Source organism: Mycolicibacterium sediminis, assembly GCF_010731735.1.
Taxonomy (GTDB): Bacteria; Actinomycetota; Actinomycetes; order Mycobacteriales; family Mycobacteriaceae; genus Mycobacterium; species Mycobacterium sediminis.
In genome coordinates this window covers 827,721-843,410 of the sequence record NZ_AP022588.1, presented here as the reverse complement: position 1 = coordinate 843,410, position 15,690 = coordinate 827,721, and the positions used below count along the sequence as shown (strand labels likewise).

General features: G+C 70.7%; 17 protein-coding genes. 15 read left to right on the top strand and 2 right to left on the bottom strand.

Annotation, left to right across the window (positions count from 1 at the left end; all coding sequences use genetic code 11):
* The first annotated feature begins 31 nt into the window (after positions 1 to 31).
* Entirely contained in the window at positions 32 to 403 is a 372-nt protein-coding gene (locus G6N64_RS04160) for a hypothetical protein (protein WP_163795736.1), read from the top strand.
* Here the strand turns inward: G6N64_RS04160 and G6N64_RS04155 are convergent.
* The gene (locus G6N64_RS04155) at positions 385 to 1,368 is read right to left on the bottom strand and encodes a WXG100 family type VII secretion target (protein ID WP_163795735.1); all 984 of its coding nucleotides are present in this window, start codon (positions 1,366 to 1,368) and stop codon (positions 385 to 387) included. The two genes, G6N64_RS04160 and G6N64_RS04155, sit on opposite strands and share 19 nt — an antisense overlap.
* Before the next feature lie 155 nt (positions 1,369 to 1,523).
* On the opposite strand from G6N64_RS04155, the gene G6N64_RS04150 reads away from it, so the two are divergent.
* The 11 genes from G6N64_RS04150 to G6N64_RS04100 all read left to right on the top strand — a co-directional run bounded on the left by G6N64_RS04150 (position 1,524) and on the right by G6N64_RS04100 (position 11,246).
* On the top strand, positions 1,524 to 2,249 hold the full coding sequence (locus G6N64_RS04150; RefSeq protein ID WP_174266756.1) for a cutinase family protein: 726 nt from the start codon (positions 1,524 to 1,526) through the stop codon (positions 2,247 to 2,249).
* 40 nt (positions 2,250 to 2,289) lie between these two features.
* Positions 2,290 to 2,946: a DUF3159 domain-containing protein gene (locus tag G6N64_RS04145; protein WP_163795734.1), complete on the top strand. Its 657-nt coding sequence runs from the start codon at positions 2,290 to 2,292 to the stop codon at positions 2,944 to 2,946.
* 78 nt (positions 2,947 to 3,024) lie between these two features.
* Positions 3,025 to 3,582, top strand: coding sequence for a CsbD family protein (locus tag G6N64_RS04140; protein WP_163795733.1), 558 nt, complete (start codon positions 3,025 to 3,027; stop codon positions 3,580 to 3,582).
* Positions 3,583 to 3,599: 17 nt separating this feature from the next.
* Complete coding sequence (locus G6N64_RS04135; protein WP_163795732.1) at positions 3,600 to 4,280, top strand: IF2 family translation initiation factor; 681 nt, start codon at positions 3,600 to 3,602, stop codon at positions 4,278 to 4,280.
* Between the two features lie 4 nt (positions 4,281 to 4,284).
* Positions 4,285 to 4,542: a DUF6480 family protein gene (locus G6N64_RS04130; RefSeq protein WP_163795731.1), complete on the top strand. Its 258-nt coding sequence runs from the start codon at positions 4,285 to 4,287 to the stop codon at positions 4,540 to 4,542.
* 47 nt (positions 4,543 to 4,589) lie between these two features.
* Complete coding sequence (locus G6N64_RS04125) at positions 4,590 to 6,797, top strand: molybdopterin-containing oxidoreductase family protein (protein WP_163795730.1); 2,208 nt, start codon at positions 4,590 to 4,592, stop codon at positions 6,795 to 6,797.
* Positions 6,798 to 6,849: 52 nt separating this feature from the next.
* The gene (locus tag G6N64_RS04120) at positions 6,850 to 8,034 is read left to right on the top strand and encodes a zinc-binding dehydrogenase (RefSeq protein ID WP_163795729.1); all 1,185 of its coding nucleotides are present in this window, start codon (positions 6,850 to 6,852) and stop codon (positions 8,032 to 8,034) included.
* A complete protein-coding gene (locus G6N64_RS04115) occupies positions 8,035 to 8,553 on the top strand; it encodes a hypothetical protein (protein ID WP_163795728.1) in 519 nt (172 codons plus the stop codon).
* A gap of 37 nt (positions 8,554 to 8,590) precedes the next feature.
* Positions 8,591 to 9,280 carry a thioredoxin-like domain-containing protein gene (locus G6N64_RS04110; protein ID WP_308206647.1) on the top strand — a complete coding sequence of 230 codons (690 nt, stop codon included), beginning with the start codon at positions 8,591 to 8,593 and terminating at the stop codon, positions 9,278 to 9,280.
* Between the two features lie 3 nt (positions 9,281 to 9,283).
* The gene (locus tag G6N64_RS04105; protein WP_163795727.1) at positions 9,284 to 9,919 is read left to right on the top strand and encodes a DUF305 domain-containing protein; all 636 of its coding nucleotides are present in this window, start codon (positions 9,284 to 9,286) and stop codon (positions 9,917 to 9,919) included.
* Positions 9,920 to 9,950: 31 nt separating this feature from the next.
* Positions 9,951 to 11,246, top strand: a complete 1,296-nt coding sequence (locus G6N64_RS04100) for a L,D-transpeptidase (RefSeq protein WP_163795726.1) — start codon at positions 9,951 to 9,953, stop codon at positions 11,244 to 11,246.
* A 4-nt stretch (positions 11,247 to 11,250) separates the two neighbouring features.
* Here the strand turns inward: G6N64_RS04100 and G6N64_RS04095 are convergent, their stop codons facing one another.
* Positions 11,251 to 12,702 (bottom strand): protein adenylyltransferase SelO, encoded by a 1,452-nt coding sequence (locus G6N64_RS04095; RefSeq protein WP_163795725.1) that lies wholly within the window; start codon positions 12,700 to 12,702, stop codon positions 11,251 to 11,253.
* A 59-nt stretch (positions 12,703 to 12,761) separates the two neighbouring features.
* Here G6N64_RS04095 and G6N64_RS04090 point away from each other — a divergent pair, with 59 nt between their 5' ends.
* The 3 genes from G6N64_RS04090 (at position 12,762) to G6N64_RS04080 (ending at position 15,636) form a co-directional block, all read left to right on the top strand.
* Positions 12,762 to 13,553 (top strand): SDR family NAD(P)-dependent oxidoreductase, encoded by a 792-nt coding sequence (locus G6N64_RS04090; protein ID WP_163795724.1) that lies wholly within the window; start codon positions 12,762 to 12,764, stop codon positions 13,551 to 13,553.
* A 96-nt stretch (positions 13,554 to 13,649) separates the two neighbouring features.
* Complete coding sequence (locus G6N64_RS04085) at positions 13,650 to 14,045, top strand: SRPBCC family protein (RefSeq protein WP_246231188.1); 396 nt, start codon at positions 13,650 to 13,652, stop codon at positions 14,043 to 14,045.
* A complete protein-coding gene (locus G6N64_RS04080) occupies positions 14,035 to 15,636 on the top strand; it encodes a phytoene desaturase family protein (protein ID WP_163795722.1) in 1,602 nt (533 codons plus the stop codon). The genes G6N64_RS04085 and G6N64_RS04080 overlap by 11 nt, the downstream gene beginning before the upstream one ends.
* Positions 15,637 to 15,690: the final 54 nt, after the last annotated feature.

Genomic DNA, 15,690 nt, shown 5'->3' with positions numbered 1-15,690 from the left:
ACGGTGGGCGGACGCGGAGGAGGTGGCACCGATGCCCATGGGCGACATCACCGATCAGGCGATCCTCGAACCGGCGTGGCGGCACCTGGTCGCCGCGCTCGGCAAACCGGCACGCTTGAGGGTCCGCAGCGTCACCGAGGTGGGGCACGTCGCGTTCCTCTACTGCACCATCCTCGGCGACGACGGCAGGCTCATCGACTACACCGGTACGCCGTTCGAGGAGGCCGCGGCCCACCACGCCCGGTCCACCACCTATGCCGTGCTGCTGCGTCGCGAGGGCACCCGATGGTGGGTGGTCGACAGCGCGGTGGGCCCGACCGATCTGGCGTGGCAGGGCTGGGCACGCGAGCATGGGGTGCCGCCCTCGCTGTTCGACCTGAGCGATCAGGGCGGCGAGAGGTAGACGACCTCGCCGTAGGGATTGCCGTAGCTGATCTGTTGGCTGCCATCGGGATTGACGTTGTTGGAGCCGATCAGGGTGATCTTGCCGTCGACGTTGGTCGAGACCAGTTCGGTGTGCTGGTTGCCATTGATGACGGCCACGTCGCCGGGCTTGGCCTCACTCGCCGGCACCGCATGCCAGCCCTGCGCCTGCAACTGCTGCGACATCTCGTAGACCCGGTTGTCGTGCCAGTCGATGAGACCCGCCTTCTGCAGCGTCGCGGTGACGAAGTTGGCGCAGCACACGTCGTTGGGCACGCTCGGGTCCATCGGCAGGTCGCCGCTGCCCTTGAGATCCGACGCGTTGCGCCCCAGGTGCTCGGCGGCGATCTCCGCGGGATTCTTCGAGTCCTTCGGAGGTGGCGGCGGCGGCGGAGGCTGCGGTGTGGGTGGCTTCGCCTCGGGCTTGGGGGCGGGGTCGTCGCCCAGTCTCCGGATGGCCTCGGCGGTGGAGACGTCGGCGGACTGGAAGTCGGCGAGCTTGGTCTTGAGGTCCGTGGTCAGCTGCAGGGCCAGCAGCTTGATCTGAACGGCCGTCGTGGGCGAGGTGGCACCGAGGGTCTGAAGCAGCGGGCCGGGTCGCACCTGCCCGTCGTCGGCCACGATCCAACCCTTGCCGCGGGCGCCCTCCACGGTGGTCTGGACGTCGGTGCGGATGTCGCGGAGCCGGTTGGCCCCCGTCGTCATCGTCTTGCCCAGTGTGTCCAACGTCTCCCGGTACGTTTGCGCATCCGAGACGAGGGCGCTCCCGCGGGAACGCGAGGCGTCCGCTGCCGCACCGGTCCAGGCGTCCGACGTCCGGTCCACCCTGGCGCGGGCGTCGTCGACCTGGTGACCGACCGACACCGCCTGTCGTGCGACACTTCCCGCGGCGTCGAGTAGAGACTCCGGGCGGGACGCAAGTACCTGCGACACCGTCAACGACACGGGACCTCCTCCGCTCGCCGCCGTCCCCCCATCATTCTGCCGCGCCGGACCGACCCCGCCGATCACCTCTTTCGGCGGAATGGAAACGCCGGGTGGCGGGTTCCCCTCAGCAGAGGGCCAACACCGGCCGCCCGCGTCACGAACCAGGAGACACCATGCTCGAGAACGAGAAGCCGCGCCGAGCATTCGGGCTGGCAGCCACCGGAGTACTCGCCGGCTGTCTGGTCGGCGCCGCGGGACTCGTCGCCGTCGCGCCCGTCGCGTCGGCGGCCGCCTGCTCCGACGTCCAGGTCCTCTTCGCCCGCGGCACCGGCGAGCCCGTCGGCATCGGCCGGACCGGGCAGGCGTTCGTGGATTCGCTGCGGGGCGACCTGAAGGGCGAATCGATCGCCGTCAGCGCGGTGAACTACCCCGCGTCGGACGACTTCATGCAGGCGGTCGCCGGCGCCCGTGACGCCGCGGCCCAGGTCCAGTCGTTCGCCGCCAGCTGCCCGGCCACCAGCATCGTGCTCGGGGGTTACTCGCAGGGGGCGGCGGTGGTGGACCTGATCACCGCCGACCCGGCGCAGACGTTCGGCTTCGGCGTCCCCATGCCGCCCGAGGTGGCCGACCACGTCGCCGCGGTCGCCGTGTTCGGCAACCCGTCGCAGAAGATCGGCAGGCCGCTGACGGCCAACAGCCCGCTCTACGGCGCGAAGACGATCGAACTGTGCAACGGCGCGGACCCGGTCTGCTCGCCGGGCGACGATCGGGCCGCACACAGCCTCTACCCCCAGGCGGGGCTCACCGACCAGGCGGCGTCGTTCGTGGCCGACCGGGTCAAGGGTCACTCGTCCGGCGCTCCCGTCGACGAGATGTCCGCGGCCGTCACACCGAGGTAGCCACACCGGCCGTCGTCCCGGCCTCAGTACCCTCGAACGCGTGACGGACTCGAGGTCGCCGTTCGACGCCCTGCTGGCCCGGGCCGGCGGGTACAGCGGACTCGTCTACACGTCGCTGCCGGTGACGGTGTTCGCCCTGGCGCTGTCCTTCGCGGACCTCACCGCGGCCATCGTCGCGTCGCTCGGCACCGCAGCGGTGGTGCTGGCCTGGCAGCTGATCCGTCGCGAATCGCTGCGGCCGTCGCTGTTCGGGTTCATCGCCGTGGCGGGGTCGGCCGCCTACGCGCTGATCACCGGTCGTGCCAAGGACTTCTATCTACCCGGCATCTGGTCCTACCTGGCGGCCGCGATCGTATTCACCGGTTCGGTGCTGATCCGGTGGCCGCTGGTGGGCGTCGGCTGGGCGTGGATCACCGGGCGGGACGGCACGTGGCGGCGGGTCCGACGCGTCCGCGTGGCATTCGACCTCGCCACACTGGTCCTGGCCGTCGCGGGGTGGTCGCGGTTCGGAGTGCAGTACTACCTCTACGAAACCGATCAGACCGGCCTGCTCGGAGTCGCCCGCATCGCGATGGGCTGGCCTGTGTTCCTCGTCACGTCGACGTCAATTTACTTCGCCATCCGGACGGCGGTGCGGGCACTCCCGCGCACGTCGGCGTCGAAGGATGATCCGCTCGACGAGGTGACGTCCGCCTGACCCGCCCTTCCGACGGGTTTGGATCGCGCGATGCGAGGAATCTCTCCCGGCAGGTAACCATGCCGAAAGGAGAACCGGATGACCAACGAAGACACCGCAGATCAGGCACGCAAGGGATTGGTCGACTCGGTCAAGGGCAAGGCCAAGGAGATCGCGGGCGCAGTCACGGGCAACGACTCGCTCACCGCTGAGGGACAACTCGAGCAGGCTCAGGCCAAGGAGCGCAAGGAGGCCAACGCCGTCGAGGCGATCGCCGAGGCCGAGAGTGCCGAAGCACGCGAGGAGGCCCGCGACGCCCAACTCGAGGGCGCTCAGCGCCGAGCCGAGACCGCAGCGCGTACCGCAGGCGTCGAGGCGACCGCCGAGAGCGAAAAGCAGGCGCAGAAGGCCGCCGCGGAGAAGGCCGGAGCGGCGGACCTGGCGCGTGAGCGCGTGGCGGCCGAGTCGGCTGCGCAGCGCGAGTCGCAGATCGCCGACGCCCAGCACCGCGCCGAGGTCGCCAACGCGGCCGAGGAGTACGGCGAGGCCGTCGAGGACTTCCGCGACGATCTCGACGAGGCGGCCTCACTGGAGGACCGCGCCAAGTTGATGCGCGAGCGCGCAGCCGAATCCGCCGCAGACGCCGACAAGTCCTGACCAGATAGGAGCCGACGATGAACCTCATTGAACTTCCCGTCGCCGTGTTGCGACTGCAGTACCGAATCGCCCGACTGCCGCTGCAGTTCATCGAGCAGCGCGTCGTGGCGCAGATGGACGCCGAGGCGCCCGGCCGACTGCTCTACGAGCGCTCGTTCGGCGCAATCGACGCGACCGTCGGCCATTGGTTGCGGGACCCGAGGCTTGAGAGCAGTGGTGCCTCACGCGCCGAGGCAGGCGCCGCACTGGCCCGTGCGACGCAACTCGAGAACGCCGCGGAGCAGAAGCGGCAGCAGGCCAAGAGCGACCTCCAGAGCGAGCGCGAGGCGATCGCCGAGGAGCAGGACGAGGCACGCAAGGCGAAGGCCGAGCGGCAGGAGAAGGCGCGCGACGACGCCGAGGCCCGCAAGCAACGCGCCACCGAGACGGTCGCCAAGCGCACCGCCACGGCCAAGGAGCGCGCCGACCAGGCGGCCGCCGAGCGCAAGAAGCAGGCGGAGCAGGCCAAGCGCGTCGAGAACGCTCGGATCGACTCGGCGGAGAAGGCCGTGACCGACGTCGCCGACGCGCAACTCGACGACGCGGCCGAGAAGCGCACCGAGGCGGCCGCCAAGCGGAGCCGCGCCGACCAGGTCGAGGAGCTGGCCGACGTCGAGAAGGAGAACCGTCGTGCCGCCCGCGCCGGGGAACCGTCGTGACGTCATGACCGCACTTCCGCCCGATCCGGAACCGGATCGCGAAGACATCCCCGCCCTCGACGAGGGCGGGGGTGTCCAGCCCGGTGACACGCCGCCGGACGCCTCGTCGATGTCGGCGACGGCGAACAAGGACCCCGTGGTGCCGCACGGGGCCGGGACCTCGGGACCCAAGGTGTGGCTGATCGTCACGCTGGTGTTCACGGCGATCTTCCTGGTGGCGGCGGTGTACCTCGTGTTCCGGATGTTCGACGTCTACGGATAGCCGTCAATCACGTCCCTGCTGCTGAGCGAGCGCTTAGCATCGGGGGCGTGTCTCCGACCACCACGACGCAGCCCGGCATCTGCCGCATCTGCTCGGCGCACTGCGGCGTCCTCGCCACCGTCACCGACGGCAGGCTCACCAAGGTCACGGGTGACCCCGAGAACCCGATGTTCAAGGGCTACACGTGCGCCAAGGGTCGGGCGCTGCCGGACATCCACAACAACCCGCGGCGGCTGCTCGTCAGCCAGAAGCGCGGGACCGACGGCACGTACGAGGCCATCGGCGCCGAACGCGCGATGGACGAGATCGCCGTCGAGCTGCAGCAGCTGATCGACGAGCACGGCCCGCGGTCGGTCGCCATGTACCTCGGCACCAACGGCCTGCCGTACCCGGCATCGGCACTGATGGCCAACGCGTTCATCCGAGCCATCGAATCGCCGATGTTCTTCACCGCCAACACCATCGACCAGCCCGGCAAGCAGATCGCCCTGGCAGCGCACGGGCACTGGCTCGGCGGCGACGTCGACTTCCACACCGCGGACTCCTGGATGCTCATCGGGACTAACCCACTCGTGTCGAAGGCGATCGGCATCCCCGGTCAGAATCCCGGCCAGGGACTGCGGACCGCCATCACGCGCGGCATGCAGTTGATCGTCGTCGACCCGCGCCGCTCACAGACCGCCGCGCGTGCGGCGATCCACATCCAGCCGCGCCCCGGCGAGGACGTCTCGATCGTCGCGGGCATGATCAAGATCATCCTCGACGAGATGCTCTACGACGCCGACTTCGTGGCCGAGAATGCCAGCGGCCTCACCGAACTCGCAGCAGCGGTCGCCGGCTTCACGTCCGGGTACGTCGCCCGGCGCGCCGACATCCCAGAACGGCAGCTGATCGACGCGGCCCGGCTCTTCGCGACCCACGGCGAGCGGCGCGGGATGGTCAACGCCGGGACCGGCGCGAACTTCGCGGCGCACGGCAGCCTGCTCGAGTACCTGTGCCTGTGCCTGACCACGATCTGCGGACGGTGGCAGCGCGCCGGGGAACCGGTGCTGCGGCCCAACACGCTCATGCCCGCGTTCGTCGCGAAGGCGCAGCCGCACCCGCCCTACGAGGGTTGGGGGTACGGCGAGAAGCTGCGGGTGCGCGACCTCACCGACACGGTGGCCGGAATGCCGACCGCGGCGCTGGCCGACGAGATCCTGCTGCCTGGAGACGGACAGGTCAAGGCGCTGATCTGCATCGGCGGCAACCCCATGGCCGCGTGGCCCGACCAGCGGAAGACGTTGCGCGCGTTGGAGAGTCTGGACCTGCTGGTCACCCTCGACACCGAGATGTCGCTGACCTCGCGGCTGGCCGACTACGTCATCGCCCCGATGATGCAGATGGAGACACCGGCGATGACGATGGGCAGCGAACTCATCAAGTACTACACCAGCGGGACGGGGATCCCGGCGCCCTACGGGCAGTACGTGCCGCGCATAGTCGATCCGCCCCCGGGCTCCGACCTGACCGAGGAGTGGCAGTTCTTCCTCGGGCTGACCAAGCGGATGAACCTCGACCTGTGGTTCGTGAACTTCTTCGGCGGTGGTGGGGGCCGGTTCATGGAGTCGCCGCCGGCGATCATCAACATGAACGGTGAGACGACGCTGACCACCGAGGAGGTGTTCGAGCAGATGTGCGCAGGGTCGCGCATCCCGTTCGACGAGGTCCGCCGCCACCCGCACGGCAAGATCTACGACGTCGACGACGTGGTCGCGGAACGCGACGCGGACTGCACGGCACGCCTCGACCTCGCCAACGCCTTCATGATCGACGACCTCGGTGCGGTCCTGGCGGAGGACTTCGCCACGGCGCGAGCCGATTCCGAGTATCCGTTCCGGCTGATCCCGCGCAGGCACGGCAGCTTCATGAACTCGTCGGGCACCAACCTGCCGACCCTCAACCGGGGCAAGGCCTACAACCCCGCCTACATGCACCCCGACTCGATCGCCGCGCTGGGGCTGGCATCCGGCGACCTCGTCACCGTGACGTCGCCGCACGACGGCATCCCCAGCGTGGTGGAGGCCGACGACACCCTGCGCCGCGACGTCATCGCGATGCACCACGCATTCGGCGGTCTTCCCGCCGAGGACGCGGAGGTCCTCGACCGCGGGAGCAACGTCGGGCGGCTGGTGCCCACCGACGTCGAGTTCGATCCGATCACGGGACTGCCCAGACAGGGGAACATCCCGGTGCGGGTCACCGCCGGGGCCTGACGCCGGGGGATACTGGCGTCGTGTTCACCTCCGACTGCGCCACACCCCGCTCGTGAAGGCCGTCAGCTGCGTCCAGGGCGACCTGACCGTCGTCGACCTGCCGGACCCGCGGCCGGGCCCCGGTCAGCTGGTGCTCGACGTCCGGCGCTGCGGCATCTGCGGCTCGGACCTGCACGCCAAGGACCACGCCGACGAACTCACCGACGTGATGGCGGCCGTCGACTACGGCGACTTCATGCGCGGCGACACCCCCGTGGTGCTGGGCCACGAGTTCTGCGGCGAGGTCGTCGAGCGGGGCCGCGGCGCCGCCAAGGAGTTCGCGACGGGGACCACCGTGGTGTCGTTCCCGCTGGTCCGCGCCGACGGCGCCGTCCACCTCACCGGGCTGTCGCCCAAGGCGCCGGGCGCGTACGCCGAACGGGTCGTGGTCGAGGGAGCCATGACGTTCGTCGTACCCAACGGACTCTCGCTGGACATCGCGGCGCTCACCGAGCCGATGGCGGTGGCGCTGCACGCCGTCCGGCGCAGCGACGTCGGCAAGCGGGACGTCGCGGTCGTGGTCGGCTGCGGGCCCGTCGGCCTCGCGGTGATCTGCCTGCTGAGCGCCATCGGGGTGTCGACGATCATCGCCAGCGACTTCTCGCCGGGACGGCGGGCCCTGGCGTCGCGGTGCGGTGCCCACGTGGTGGTCGACCCGGCCGTCGACTCGCCGTTCGACCACCTGGCACGCCAGAAGGGCGTGCTGACGTCGGCGCCCGCACTCTACGAACTCGGCATGGGATCGATGGAGAAGCTGCGACGGGTGCCGGGCTGGCAGCACCTGTACCGCGCCGCCGACAAGTTCGGCGCCGCGGGACCCAAGCGGCCGGTGATCTTCGAGTGCGTCGGAGTCCCGGGCATGCTCGACGGCGTCGTGGCGGCCGCCCCGCTGAGCGCGCTGGTGGTCGTGGTCGGCGTCTGCATGGGCGAGGACCGGCTGCGGCCGGCGATGGCCATCAGCAAGGAGGTCGACATGCGCTTCGCGTTCGGCTACACGCCGCTGGAGTTCCGCGACACCCTGCACATGCTGGCCGAGGGCAAGGTGGACGCGGCGCCGCTGGTGACCGGAACCGTGGGCCTCGACGGCGTGGTGGACGCGTTCGCCGCCCTCGGCGATCCCGAGACCCACGCCAAGATCCTGATCGACCCGCGCGAGACGTCGTCCGAGGTCCGGCTGACCGCCGCCGAGGCGCGGTAGATGCGGCGCGCACCGTCGGCGCTCGCCGTCGCGGTGCTGGCGGTGAGCCTGGGCGCGGCCGGCTGCGGCGACGGTCGAACCGATGACACTGCAACGACTTTCGGGTCCGTGACGCCCACGGGTGGCGGCCCGCCGGACCCGGACGTGGGCGTCGACAAGTATGCGCTCGGCGCCGGCAGGCACACCATCGACAGCGATCCCGGCTGGGTGTACTTCCGGACCCCCGCGGGACGGGGCTGCGCCATCGGCCCGATCGGCCAGGTCGTGGCATGTGACTTCGCCCCCGCCGACGCACCGCCGGGTAGCAATCAGACGATCGTCGAGGGCGGCGGGCCCGCGATCTACCGGCGCGTGGCCGCGCCCCAGTTCACCCGGAACGTCGACGTCCTGCCGGTGCGGCACCGCCTGACCAACGGCGCCACCCGCTGCGCGGTCGACCCCCGCGGTGCCGTCCGGTGCGAAACTCTAAGCGGGGCACACGGATTCGTGATCGACGCTTCGACCGGGACCCTCTGGTAGACATCTGGCCGAACGCGCGATGGCTAGACTGGCCGGCGTGGCGGACGAGCGATCGGGTGACGGCAGGACGCGGATGTTCGCGGGCATGCCCTGGGGAACCATCGCCGCGGTCGCGGTGCTCGCGGTGATCGGCGTGGTGGCGTGGCTGGTCCTCGGCTCGCGAGGTGAGGACGCGCGCCCACCCGCGAGCGCGGAGACCGACCCGTCCCTGAGCATCCCGGGGATCGTCCACGAGGACTACCCGGCGGGCGACCACGTGGACGGCGACAAGCGCGTCGCCTACGACCACGCGCCGCCGTTCGGTGGCGCGCACGACCAGGTGTGGGCGACGTGCACCGGCGTCGTCTACCCTACGGCGATCCGGTCCGAGAACGCGGTGCACTCCCTCGAGCACGGCGCGGTGTGGATCACCTACGACCCCGATGCGCTGACGCCGGAGCAGGTCGACGGCCTCGCCGCGATGATCGAGGGGCAGCCCTACAGCCTGATGTCGCCCTATCCCGGCCTTGACAGCCCGCTGTCCGTCCAGTCGTGGGGCCACCAGCTCAAGCTCACCGATCCGGGCGATCCGCGTCTGGTCGAGTTCATCGAGAAGCTGCGGCTGAACGAGAACACCTATCCCGAGCCCGGTGCAAGCTGCGCCTCACCGTATTTCGACGTCGACGACCCGCCGGCGTTCGACCCGAGCCCGCCGGGACCCGACGCCGCCCCCGTGCGTGCGAAGTAGCCGATGACGCGCGGTCACCGGTGGCTCGTGTTCGGCGCCGTCCTGCTGCTCGCCCTCGGGGTCGGAGCGGGACTACTGATCGGCCGCGACGACCGCACGGCCGACGCGGCGGCGGGTCCGGTGGACGTCGGCTTCTCCCAGGACATGTCCGTGCACCACGCGCAGGCCGTCGACATGGCGATCACCGAGATCACCGGCGGCGCCGATCCAGCGGTGCGCAACCTGGCCTTCGACATCCTGACCAGCCAGCAGAACCAGATCGGCCGGATGCAGGGCTGGCTGACCGCGTGGGGGGAGCCGCTGCTGCCCACGGGCGGCTACATGGGGTGGATGAGCCACGACGGCCACGAGGGCATGGCGGGGATGGGTGCCGCCACGACCATGCCGGGCATGGCCGACGGTGCCGATCTCGCAGCCCTGCGGCAGGCCACGGGAGCCGCGCGCGACGTGCTCTTCCTGCAGTTGATGCTGCGCCATCACGAGGGCGGGACCGACATGCTCGTCGCGGGCGCCGAGCACGCCGAGACGGGCTACGTGCGCGACCTGGCCCGGCAGATGCTCGCCACGCAGAAGTCCGAGGGCGAGTTGATGACGCGGATGTTGCGGGAACGCAACGCTTCACCACTTCCGTTGCGCTGAGAGCATTCTCAGGGTCCGCCGGTTCTCTAGTATGGCGGTACACGACTGCCACACAGTGGGGAGGACACCGTTGACCGCGCGACGCCGACACCGATTGCTGGTGCTGACCGCCGTGGCCGTGATCACCGCGCTGGTGACCATGTCCCAGGGCGGATCGTCGGCAGGCGCGGTCCAAACGACCGCGAGCGTCGGGAAGGCGGCCGCCGTGCTGCCGCCGCCCATGCCCGCCGCGGTCGAGGTCACGCCGCGATCCGGCGCACGGCAGGTGCCACCGGCCGACGCGGTGACGGTCCGGGCGACGTCGGGCACGCTCCTCGACGTCCGGCTGACCAACGAGCAGGGCCGCACGGTCGCGGGCCAGATGGGCGCCGACCGTCGGACGTGGCGGCCAGCGGAGCCGCTCGGGTACGGACGCGACTACACCCTCGCCGTCACGGGGCGCGGCACGAACGCCGCCGTCCGCTCCCAGACGTCGACCTTCTCCACCGTCGTCCCCGACGAGCAGACCCGCGTGACCCTGAACACCACCGCCGGGATCCCCATCTCCGACGGCGGCACCTACGGCGTCGGCACCGTGGTCGTCGCCCAGTTCGACCGGACCGTACCCGATCGGGCGGCCGCACAGTCCCGACTCCAGGTCACGACGACGCCGCGCGTCGAGGGTGCGTGGACGTGGATCAACGACCGCAAGGCGCACTGGCGGCCACGGCACTACTTCCCGTCGGGGACCGAGGTGCGCGTCGAGGCGAAGGTCTACGGCGCGGATCTCGGTGACGGCGTCTTCGGCGAACGGGACACCAGCGTCGGATTCCGGATCGGCCGGTCGCACGTCACGATCGCCGACGACGTCACCAAGCAGGTGAGCGTCTTCGTCGACGGCGAACTGGTCCGCACGATGCCGGTGTCGATGGGGCGCGGCGGCACCACGTCCGCCGGGAACCAGCCCATCCACTTCTGGACGCAGCGCGGCACCTACACGGTGATGGACAAGGCGAATCCGGTGATGATGGACTCGTCGACCTACGGTCTCCCGGTCGACTCCGCAGCCGGTTACCGGATCAGCGTTCCGTACGCGACCCGGATCAGCCCCGACGGCATCTACCTGCACGAGCGCGAGGCGACGGTGTGGGCGCAGGGCAACACCAACGTGTCGGCGGGCTGCCTGAACCTCAGCGCCGCCAACGCGAAGTGGTTCTACGACCTGTCCCAGCCGGGTGACGTCGTCGAAGTGCGCAACACCGGCGGCAAGCCACTCGAGCAGTGGCAGAACGGCGACTGGAGCGTGCCGTGGGAGGCGTGGCTGCAGGGCAGCGCGGCGCGGGCTTGACCGGTCAGGTACCGCAGAACGTCCGGTAGGCCCCGAAGTCCACCGGCGCGGGCTCCGCGTAGCGCTCCAGCCCGGGTCGCTCGTCGAACGGTGCGCCGACGGCCTCGAGCAGGCGGGTGAACGGTGCGAGGTCACCGTCGGTGGCCGCGGCGAGCGCCTCCTCCACCAGGTGATTGCGGGGGATGTAGACGGGGTTGACCCGGCTCATCGCGTCCGCATCCGGACCGGCGTCCCGCCAGCGCGCCAACCAGGCGTCGACACCGGCCAAATCGGCGAACAGCCCGCGTGCCGGTTCGGCGTCGTCCCGGGCCGCAGCGGTGAGCGCGTGGAAGAACGAGGTGTAGTCGACGTGGTTGTCGGCCAGCAGCTCCAGCAGGCCGGAGGCGAGTCCGTCGGCGGCCTCGTCGTTCGCGAGTCCGAGCTTGGCGCGCATGCCCTCGGTGTAGGCCGCCTCGTACCGGCGGCCGAACCCGCCGAGCGACTCGGTCGCGAGGCCGATCGCCGTGTCGGCGTCCTCGTCGATCAGGGGGAGCAGGGTCTCGGCGAACCGGGCCAGATTCCACGCGGCGATCGCGGGCTGGTTGCCGTACGCGTACCGGCCCGCGTGGTCGATGGAACTGAATACCGTTGCGGGATCGAAGGTCTCCATGAACGCGCACGGACCGTAGTCGATGGTCTCGCCGGAGATCGTCATGTTGTCGGTGTTCATCACGCCGTGCACGAACCCGAGCAGCATCCACCGGGCGATCAGCGACGCCTGCACGTCGAGCACCGACTCGAACAGCGCCAGATACGGCCGTTCCGCGTCGGCTGCGGCGGGGTGGTGGCGTGCGATCGCATGGTCGGCGAGGCGCCGGAGCAGGTCGTCGTTGCGGGTCAGCGCGGCGTAGACGAAGCTGCCCACCCGCAGGTGGCTGCTCGCGACGCGGGTCAGCACCGCTCCCGGCAGCATCGTCTCGCGGACGACGTCGCTGCCCGTCGCGGTGACGGCCAGCGACCGGGTGGTCGGCACGCCCAGCGCATGCATCGCCTCGCTGATCACGTACTCGCGCAGCATCGGCCCGACCGCGGCCAGGCCGTCCCCGCCGCGTGCGAACGGCGTTCTGCCAGAACCCTTCAGGTGCAGGTCGCGCCGGCCACCGTCCGGGGTGACGATCTCGCCGAGCAGCAGGGCCCGGCCGTCACCGAGGCGAGGCACGAGGCCGCCGAACTGGTGCCCGGCGTAGGCCTGCGCGACCGGTGTGGCGCCCTCGGGCAGCGAGCGGCCGATCAGGAACCCGACGCCGTCGGGGCTGCGGAGCCATCCCGCGTCCAGACCGAGGTCGGCGGCGAGTGGTTCGTTGAGGACGAGCAGGCGGGGATTCGGCGCGTCCGCGGCCTGCCACGCGAGCGCCATCTCGGGCAGTTCGCGGGCGAAGCCGTCGTCCAGGACGAGGGCCGTGGCGGATGAACTCATCCCATCAAGGGTACTGACGCGAGCGTTTGGCGGCGGGTGAGCCGGGTAGCTCACCCGCCATGTCCGAAGCGAGGCTGGCCGTGGTGACGGGTGCGTCGAGTGGCATCGGTCTCGAACTGGCCAGGCTGTTCGCCGCCGACGGCCACGACCTGGTGATCGCCGCCGACGACGACCGCATCGAGACCGCCGCCCGGGACCTGGCCACCTACGGGACGTCGGTGCGCCCGGTCCGCGTCGACCTCGCCGATCCGAGCGCGGTGGAGCGCCTGTACGAGACCGCCACCGAGAGCGGCCGGGCGATCGACGCCGCGGCCCTCAACGCAGGCACCGGCCGGGCAGGGCGGTTCGTCGACGGCGACCTGGACGCCGACCTGCGGATCATCGACGTCAACGTCCGGTCGACGGTGCACCTCGCCAAGCTCGTGCTGCGCGACATGACGTCCCGCGGGGCCGGCCGGCTGCTGTTCACGTCGTCTCTGGTGGCGATGATGCCCGGTTCGTACCAGTCGATGTACAACGCGTCGAAGGCGTTCGTGCAGTCGTTCGCCCAGGCGCTGCACGACGAGTTCCGCGACGGCGACGTGACGGTGACCGCGCTGATGCCCGGCGCCACCGACACCGACTTCTTCCGCCGCGTCCGGATGCTCGACACCCCGCTCGCGCGGATGCCCCTCAAGGACGATCCCGCCAAGACTGCGCGGCAGGGCTACGACGCCATGCTGCGGGGCGACCGCAAGGTCGTCGCCTCGTCGCCGATCAGCAAGGCGACCGGCCTGATCGCGCGCGCCCTACCCGACTCCGTCAAGGCGACGGCAAACCGGCTGATCGCCACACCGTTCGGTGACCGATGACCCAGGAAAGGTCGAGATCCCGTGTCTGGCAGTGAAGACAGCTCGCTGACCGTCAAGCGCGACACCACCGCCACGCGCCGGCAGGTCTGGGACGTGATGGCCGACGGCTGGACCTACACGCAGTGGGTGGTCGGCAACAGCCGGATGCGCGCCGTCGACCCGGACTGGCCCGCCGTGGGCAGCACCATCCACCACTCCGTAGGCGTCTGGCCGCTGCTGCTGAACGACGAGACGGTGGTCGACGAGTGCGTTCCGCAGCGACGGCTGGTCCTGATCGCCAAGGGCAGACCGTTCGGCAAGGCGCGGATCACGTTGCAGCTGTTCGACGTTCCGACCGGATGCCGCATAGAGATGGCCGAGGTGCCCGTCGGTGCCCCGATGGGATGGGTTCCCGAGCGCGCGGCACTGCTCGCCGCGATGCCCCGCAACCGGGAGTGCACCTGGCGGCTCGCGGCGATCGCCGAGCGCAAGCAACCCCACGATGTCGATTAGCGGCGTCACCGACACCGCGGATGCCGTGGTGATCGGAGCGGGACACAACGGGCTGGTGGCCGCAGCGCACCTCGCCGACGCCGGCTGGGACGTCGTCGTCCTCGAGGCGCAGGCCCATCCCGGCGGCGCGGTGAAGAGCGCCGAGCTGACCCCCGGGTATGTCAGTGACCTGTACAGCGCGTTCTACCCGCTGTCGGTGGCATCCCCTGCGCTTCAGGAGATGAACCTGGAGGACCACGGCCTGCGGTGGTCGCACGCGCCCGCCGTGGTGGGCCACGCCCGCAACGCCGCCGACGACGACGCTCCCGTCATCTACCGCGACATCGACCGCACCGCAGCAGGATTGGACCACGACCATCCCGGAGACGGCGCACGCTGGTGCGACCTCTTCGAGCAGTACCAGGGCATCAAGGACCACCTGCTCCGGACGCTGTTCGCGCCGTTCCCGCCCGTGCGCGGTGCGGCGGGACTGCTGCGCACCCTCGGGACGGCCGACGCGCTGCGACTCGCCCACCTGCTGCTGCTGCCTGCCGGACTGATGAGCCAGCACCTGTTCGCGGGCGACGCCGCGCGACTCCTGCTGCTGGGCAACGCGATGCACGCGGACGTGCCGATCGACGCCCCGGGTAGCGGCGTCATGGGCTACCTGCTGATCATGCTCGCCCAGGACGGCGGATTCCCGGTGCCCGTCGGCGGGGCGGGGGAACTGGCTGGCGCCCTGGTGCGGCGCGCCGAGTCGGCAGGCGCCCGCGTCGAGTGCGGACGTCCCGTCGAGGCGATCGAGATGGCCGGTGGCCGCGCAGTCGTGGTGCGCACCGCCGACGGCCGACGGGTGCGGGTGCGCCGGGCCGTCATCGCCGACACCTCCGCGCCGCAGCTGTTCGAGCGCCTGCTGCCCAGCGACACGCTGCCGACCAACCTGCGACACGGGCTGGACCGCTTCGTCTGGGACACACCGGTGCTCAAGATGAACTACGCACTGGACGCCCCGATCCCGTGGCGCTCGAAGAGCCTCACCGGTGCCGGCACGGTGCACCTCGGCGCCGACCACCACGGGCTGGTCCGGTGGATGGCCGACCTCAACACCGACACGCTGCCCGAGCACCCGTTCCTGCTCTTCGGCCAGATGACGACCTCGGACGCGACCCGATCGCCGGAGGGCACCGAGAGTGCCTGGGCCTACACGCATCTGCCCCGCGGGCTGGCCGACGACGCGTCGGCCGCACGGCTTTCCGAGTCGGTGGACCGGGTGCTCGAGGAGCACGCCCCCGGGTTCGCCTCCCACGTCGTCGGCAAGACCATCCAGCGGCCGTCCGACCTCGAGGCCAGCGACGCGAACCTGCACACCGGCGCCGTCAACGGTGGAACATCACAGTTGTTCCAGCAGTTGATCTTCCGGCCCGCACCCGGCTTCGGTCGCGCGGAGACGCACGTCGAGAACGTCTTCCTCGGCAGTGCGGGCGCCAGTCCCGGCGGTGGGGTGCACGGCGTGTGCGGCCGCAACGCGGCTCGTGCGGCGCTCGCCTCCGACGGCCGACGCGGCTGGCCGCGACGCCGGATCAACCGTGCGGTGTCCCGGCTCCTGACCTGAACTGCTCGGAACGAGAACGGCGCCCGCGATCACTCGCGGGCGCCGTCTCATTCG

Coding starts and splice junctions, on each gene's coding strand:
- G6N64_RS04150 (WP_174266756.1), top strand. CDS start 1,524: ATGCTCGAGAACGAGAAGCCGCGCCGAGCATTCGGGCTGGCAGCCACC.
- G6N64_RS04115 (WP_163795728.1), top strand. CDS start 8,035: ATGCGGCGCGCACCGTCGGCGCTCGCCGTCGCGGTGCTGGCGGTGAGC.
- G6N64_RS04100 (WP_163795726.1), top strand. CDS start 9,951: ATGGCGGTACACGACTGCCACACAGTGGGGAGGACACCGTTGACCGCG.
- G6N64_RS04105 (WP_163795727.1), top strand. CDS start 9,284: ATGACGCGCGGTCACCGGTGGCTCGTGTTCGGCGCCGTCCTGCTGCTC.
- G6N64_RS04140 (WP_163795733.1), top strand. CDS start 3,025: ATGACCAACGAAGACACCGCAGATCAGGCACGCAAGGGATTGGTCGAC.
- G6N64_RS04080 (WP_163795722.1), top strand. CDS start 14,035: ATGTCGATTAGCGGCGTCACCGACACCGCGGATGCCGTGGTGATCGGA.
- G6N64_RS04160 (WP_163795736.1), top strand. CDS start 32: ATGCCCATGGGCGACATCACCGATCAGGCGATCCTCGAACCGGCGTGG.
- G6N64_RS04090 (WP_163795724.1), top strand. CDS start 12,762: ATGTCCGAAGCGAGGCTGGCCGTGGTGACGGGTGCGTCGAGTGGCATC.
- G6N64_RS04130 (WP_163795731.1), top strand. CDS start 4,285: ATGACCGCACTTCCGCCCGATCCGGAACCGGATCGCGAAGACATCCCC.
- G6N64_RS04135 (WP_163795732.1), top strand. CDS start 3,600: ATGAACCTCATTGAACTTCCCGTCGCCGTGTTGCGACTGCAGTACCGA.
- G6N64_RS04095 (WP_163795725.1), bottom strand. CDS start 12,702: ATGAGTTCATCCGCCACGGCCCTCGTCCTGGACGACGGCTTCGCCCGC.
- G6N64_RS04085 (WP_246231188.1), top strand. CDS start 13,650: ATGGCCGACGGCTGGACCTACACGCAGTGGGTGGTCGGCAACAGCCGG.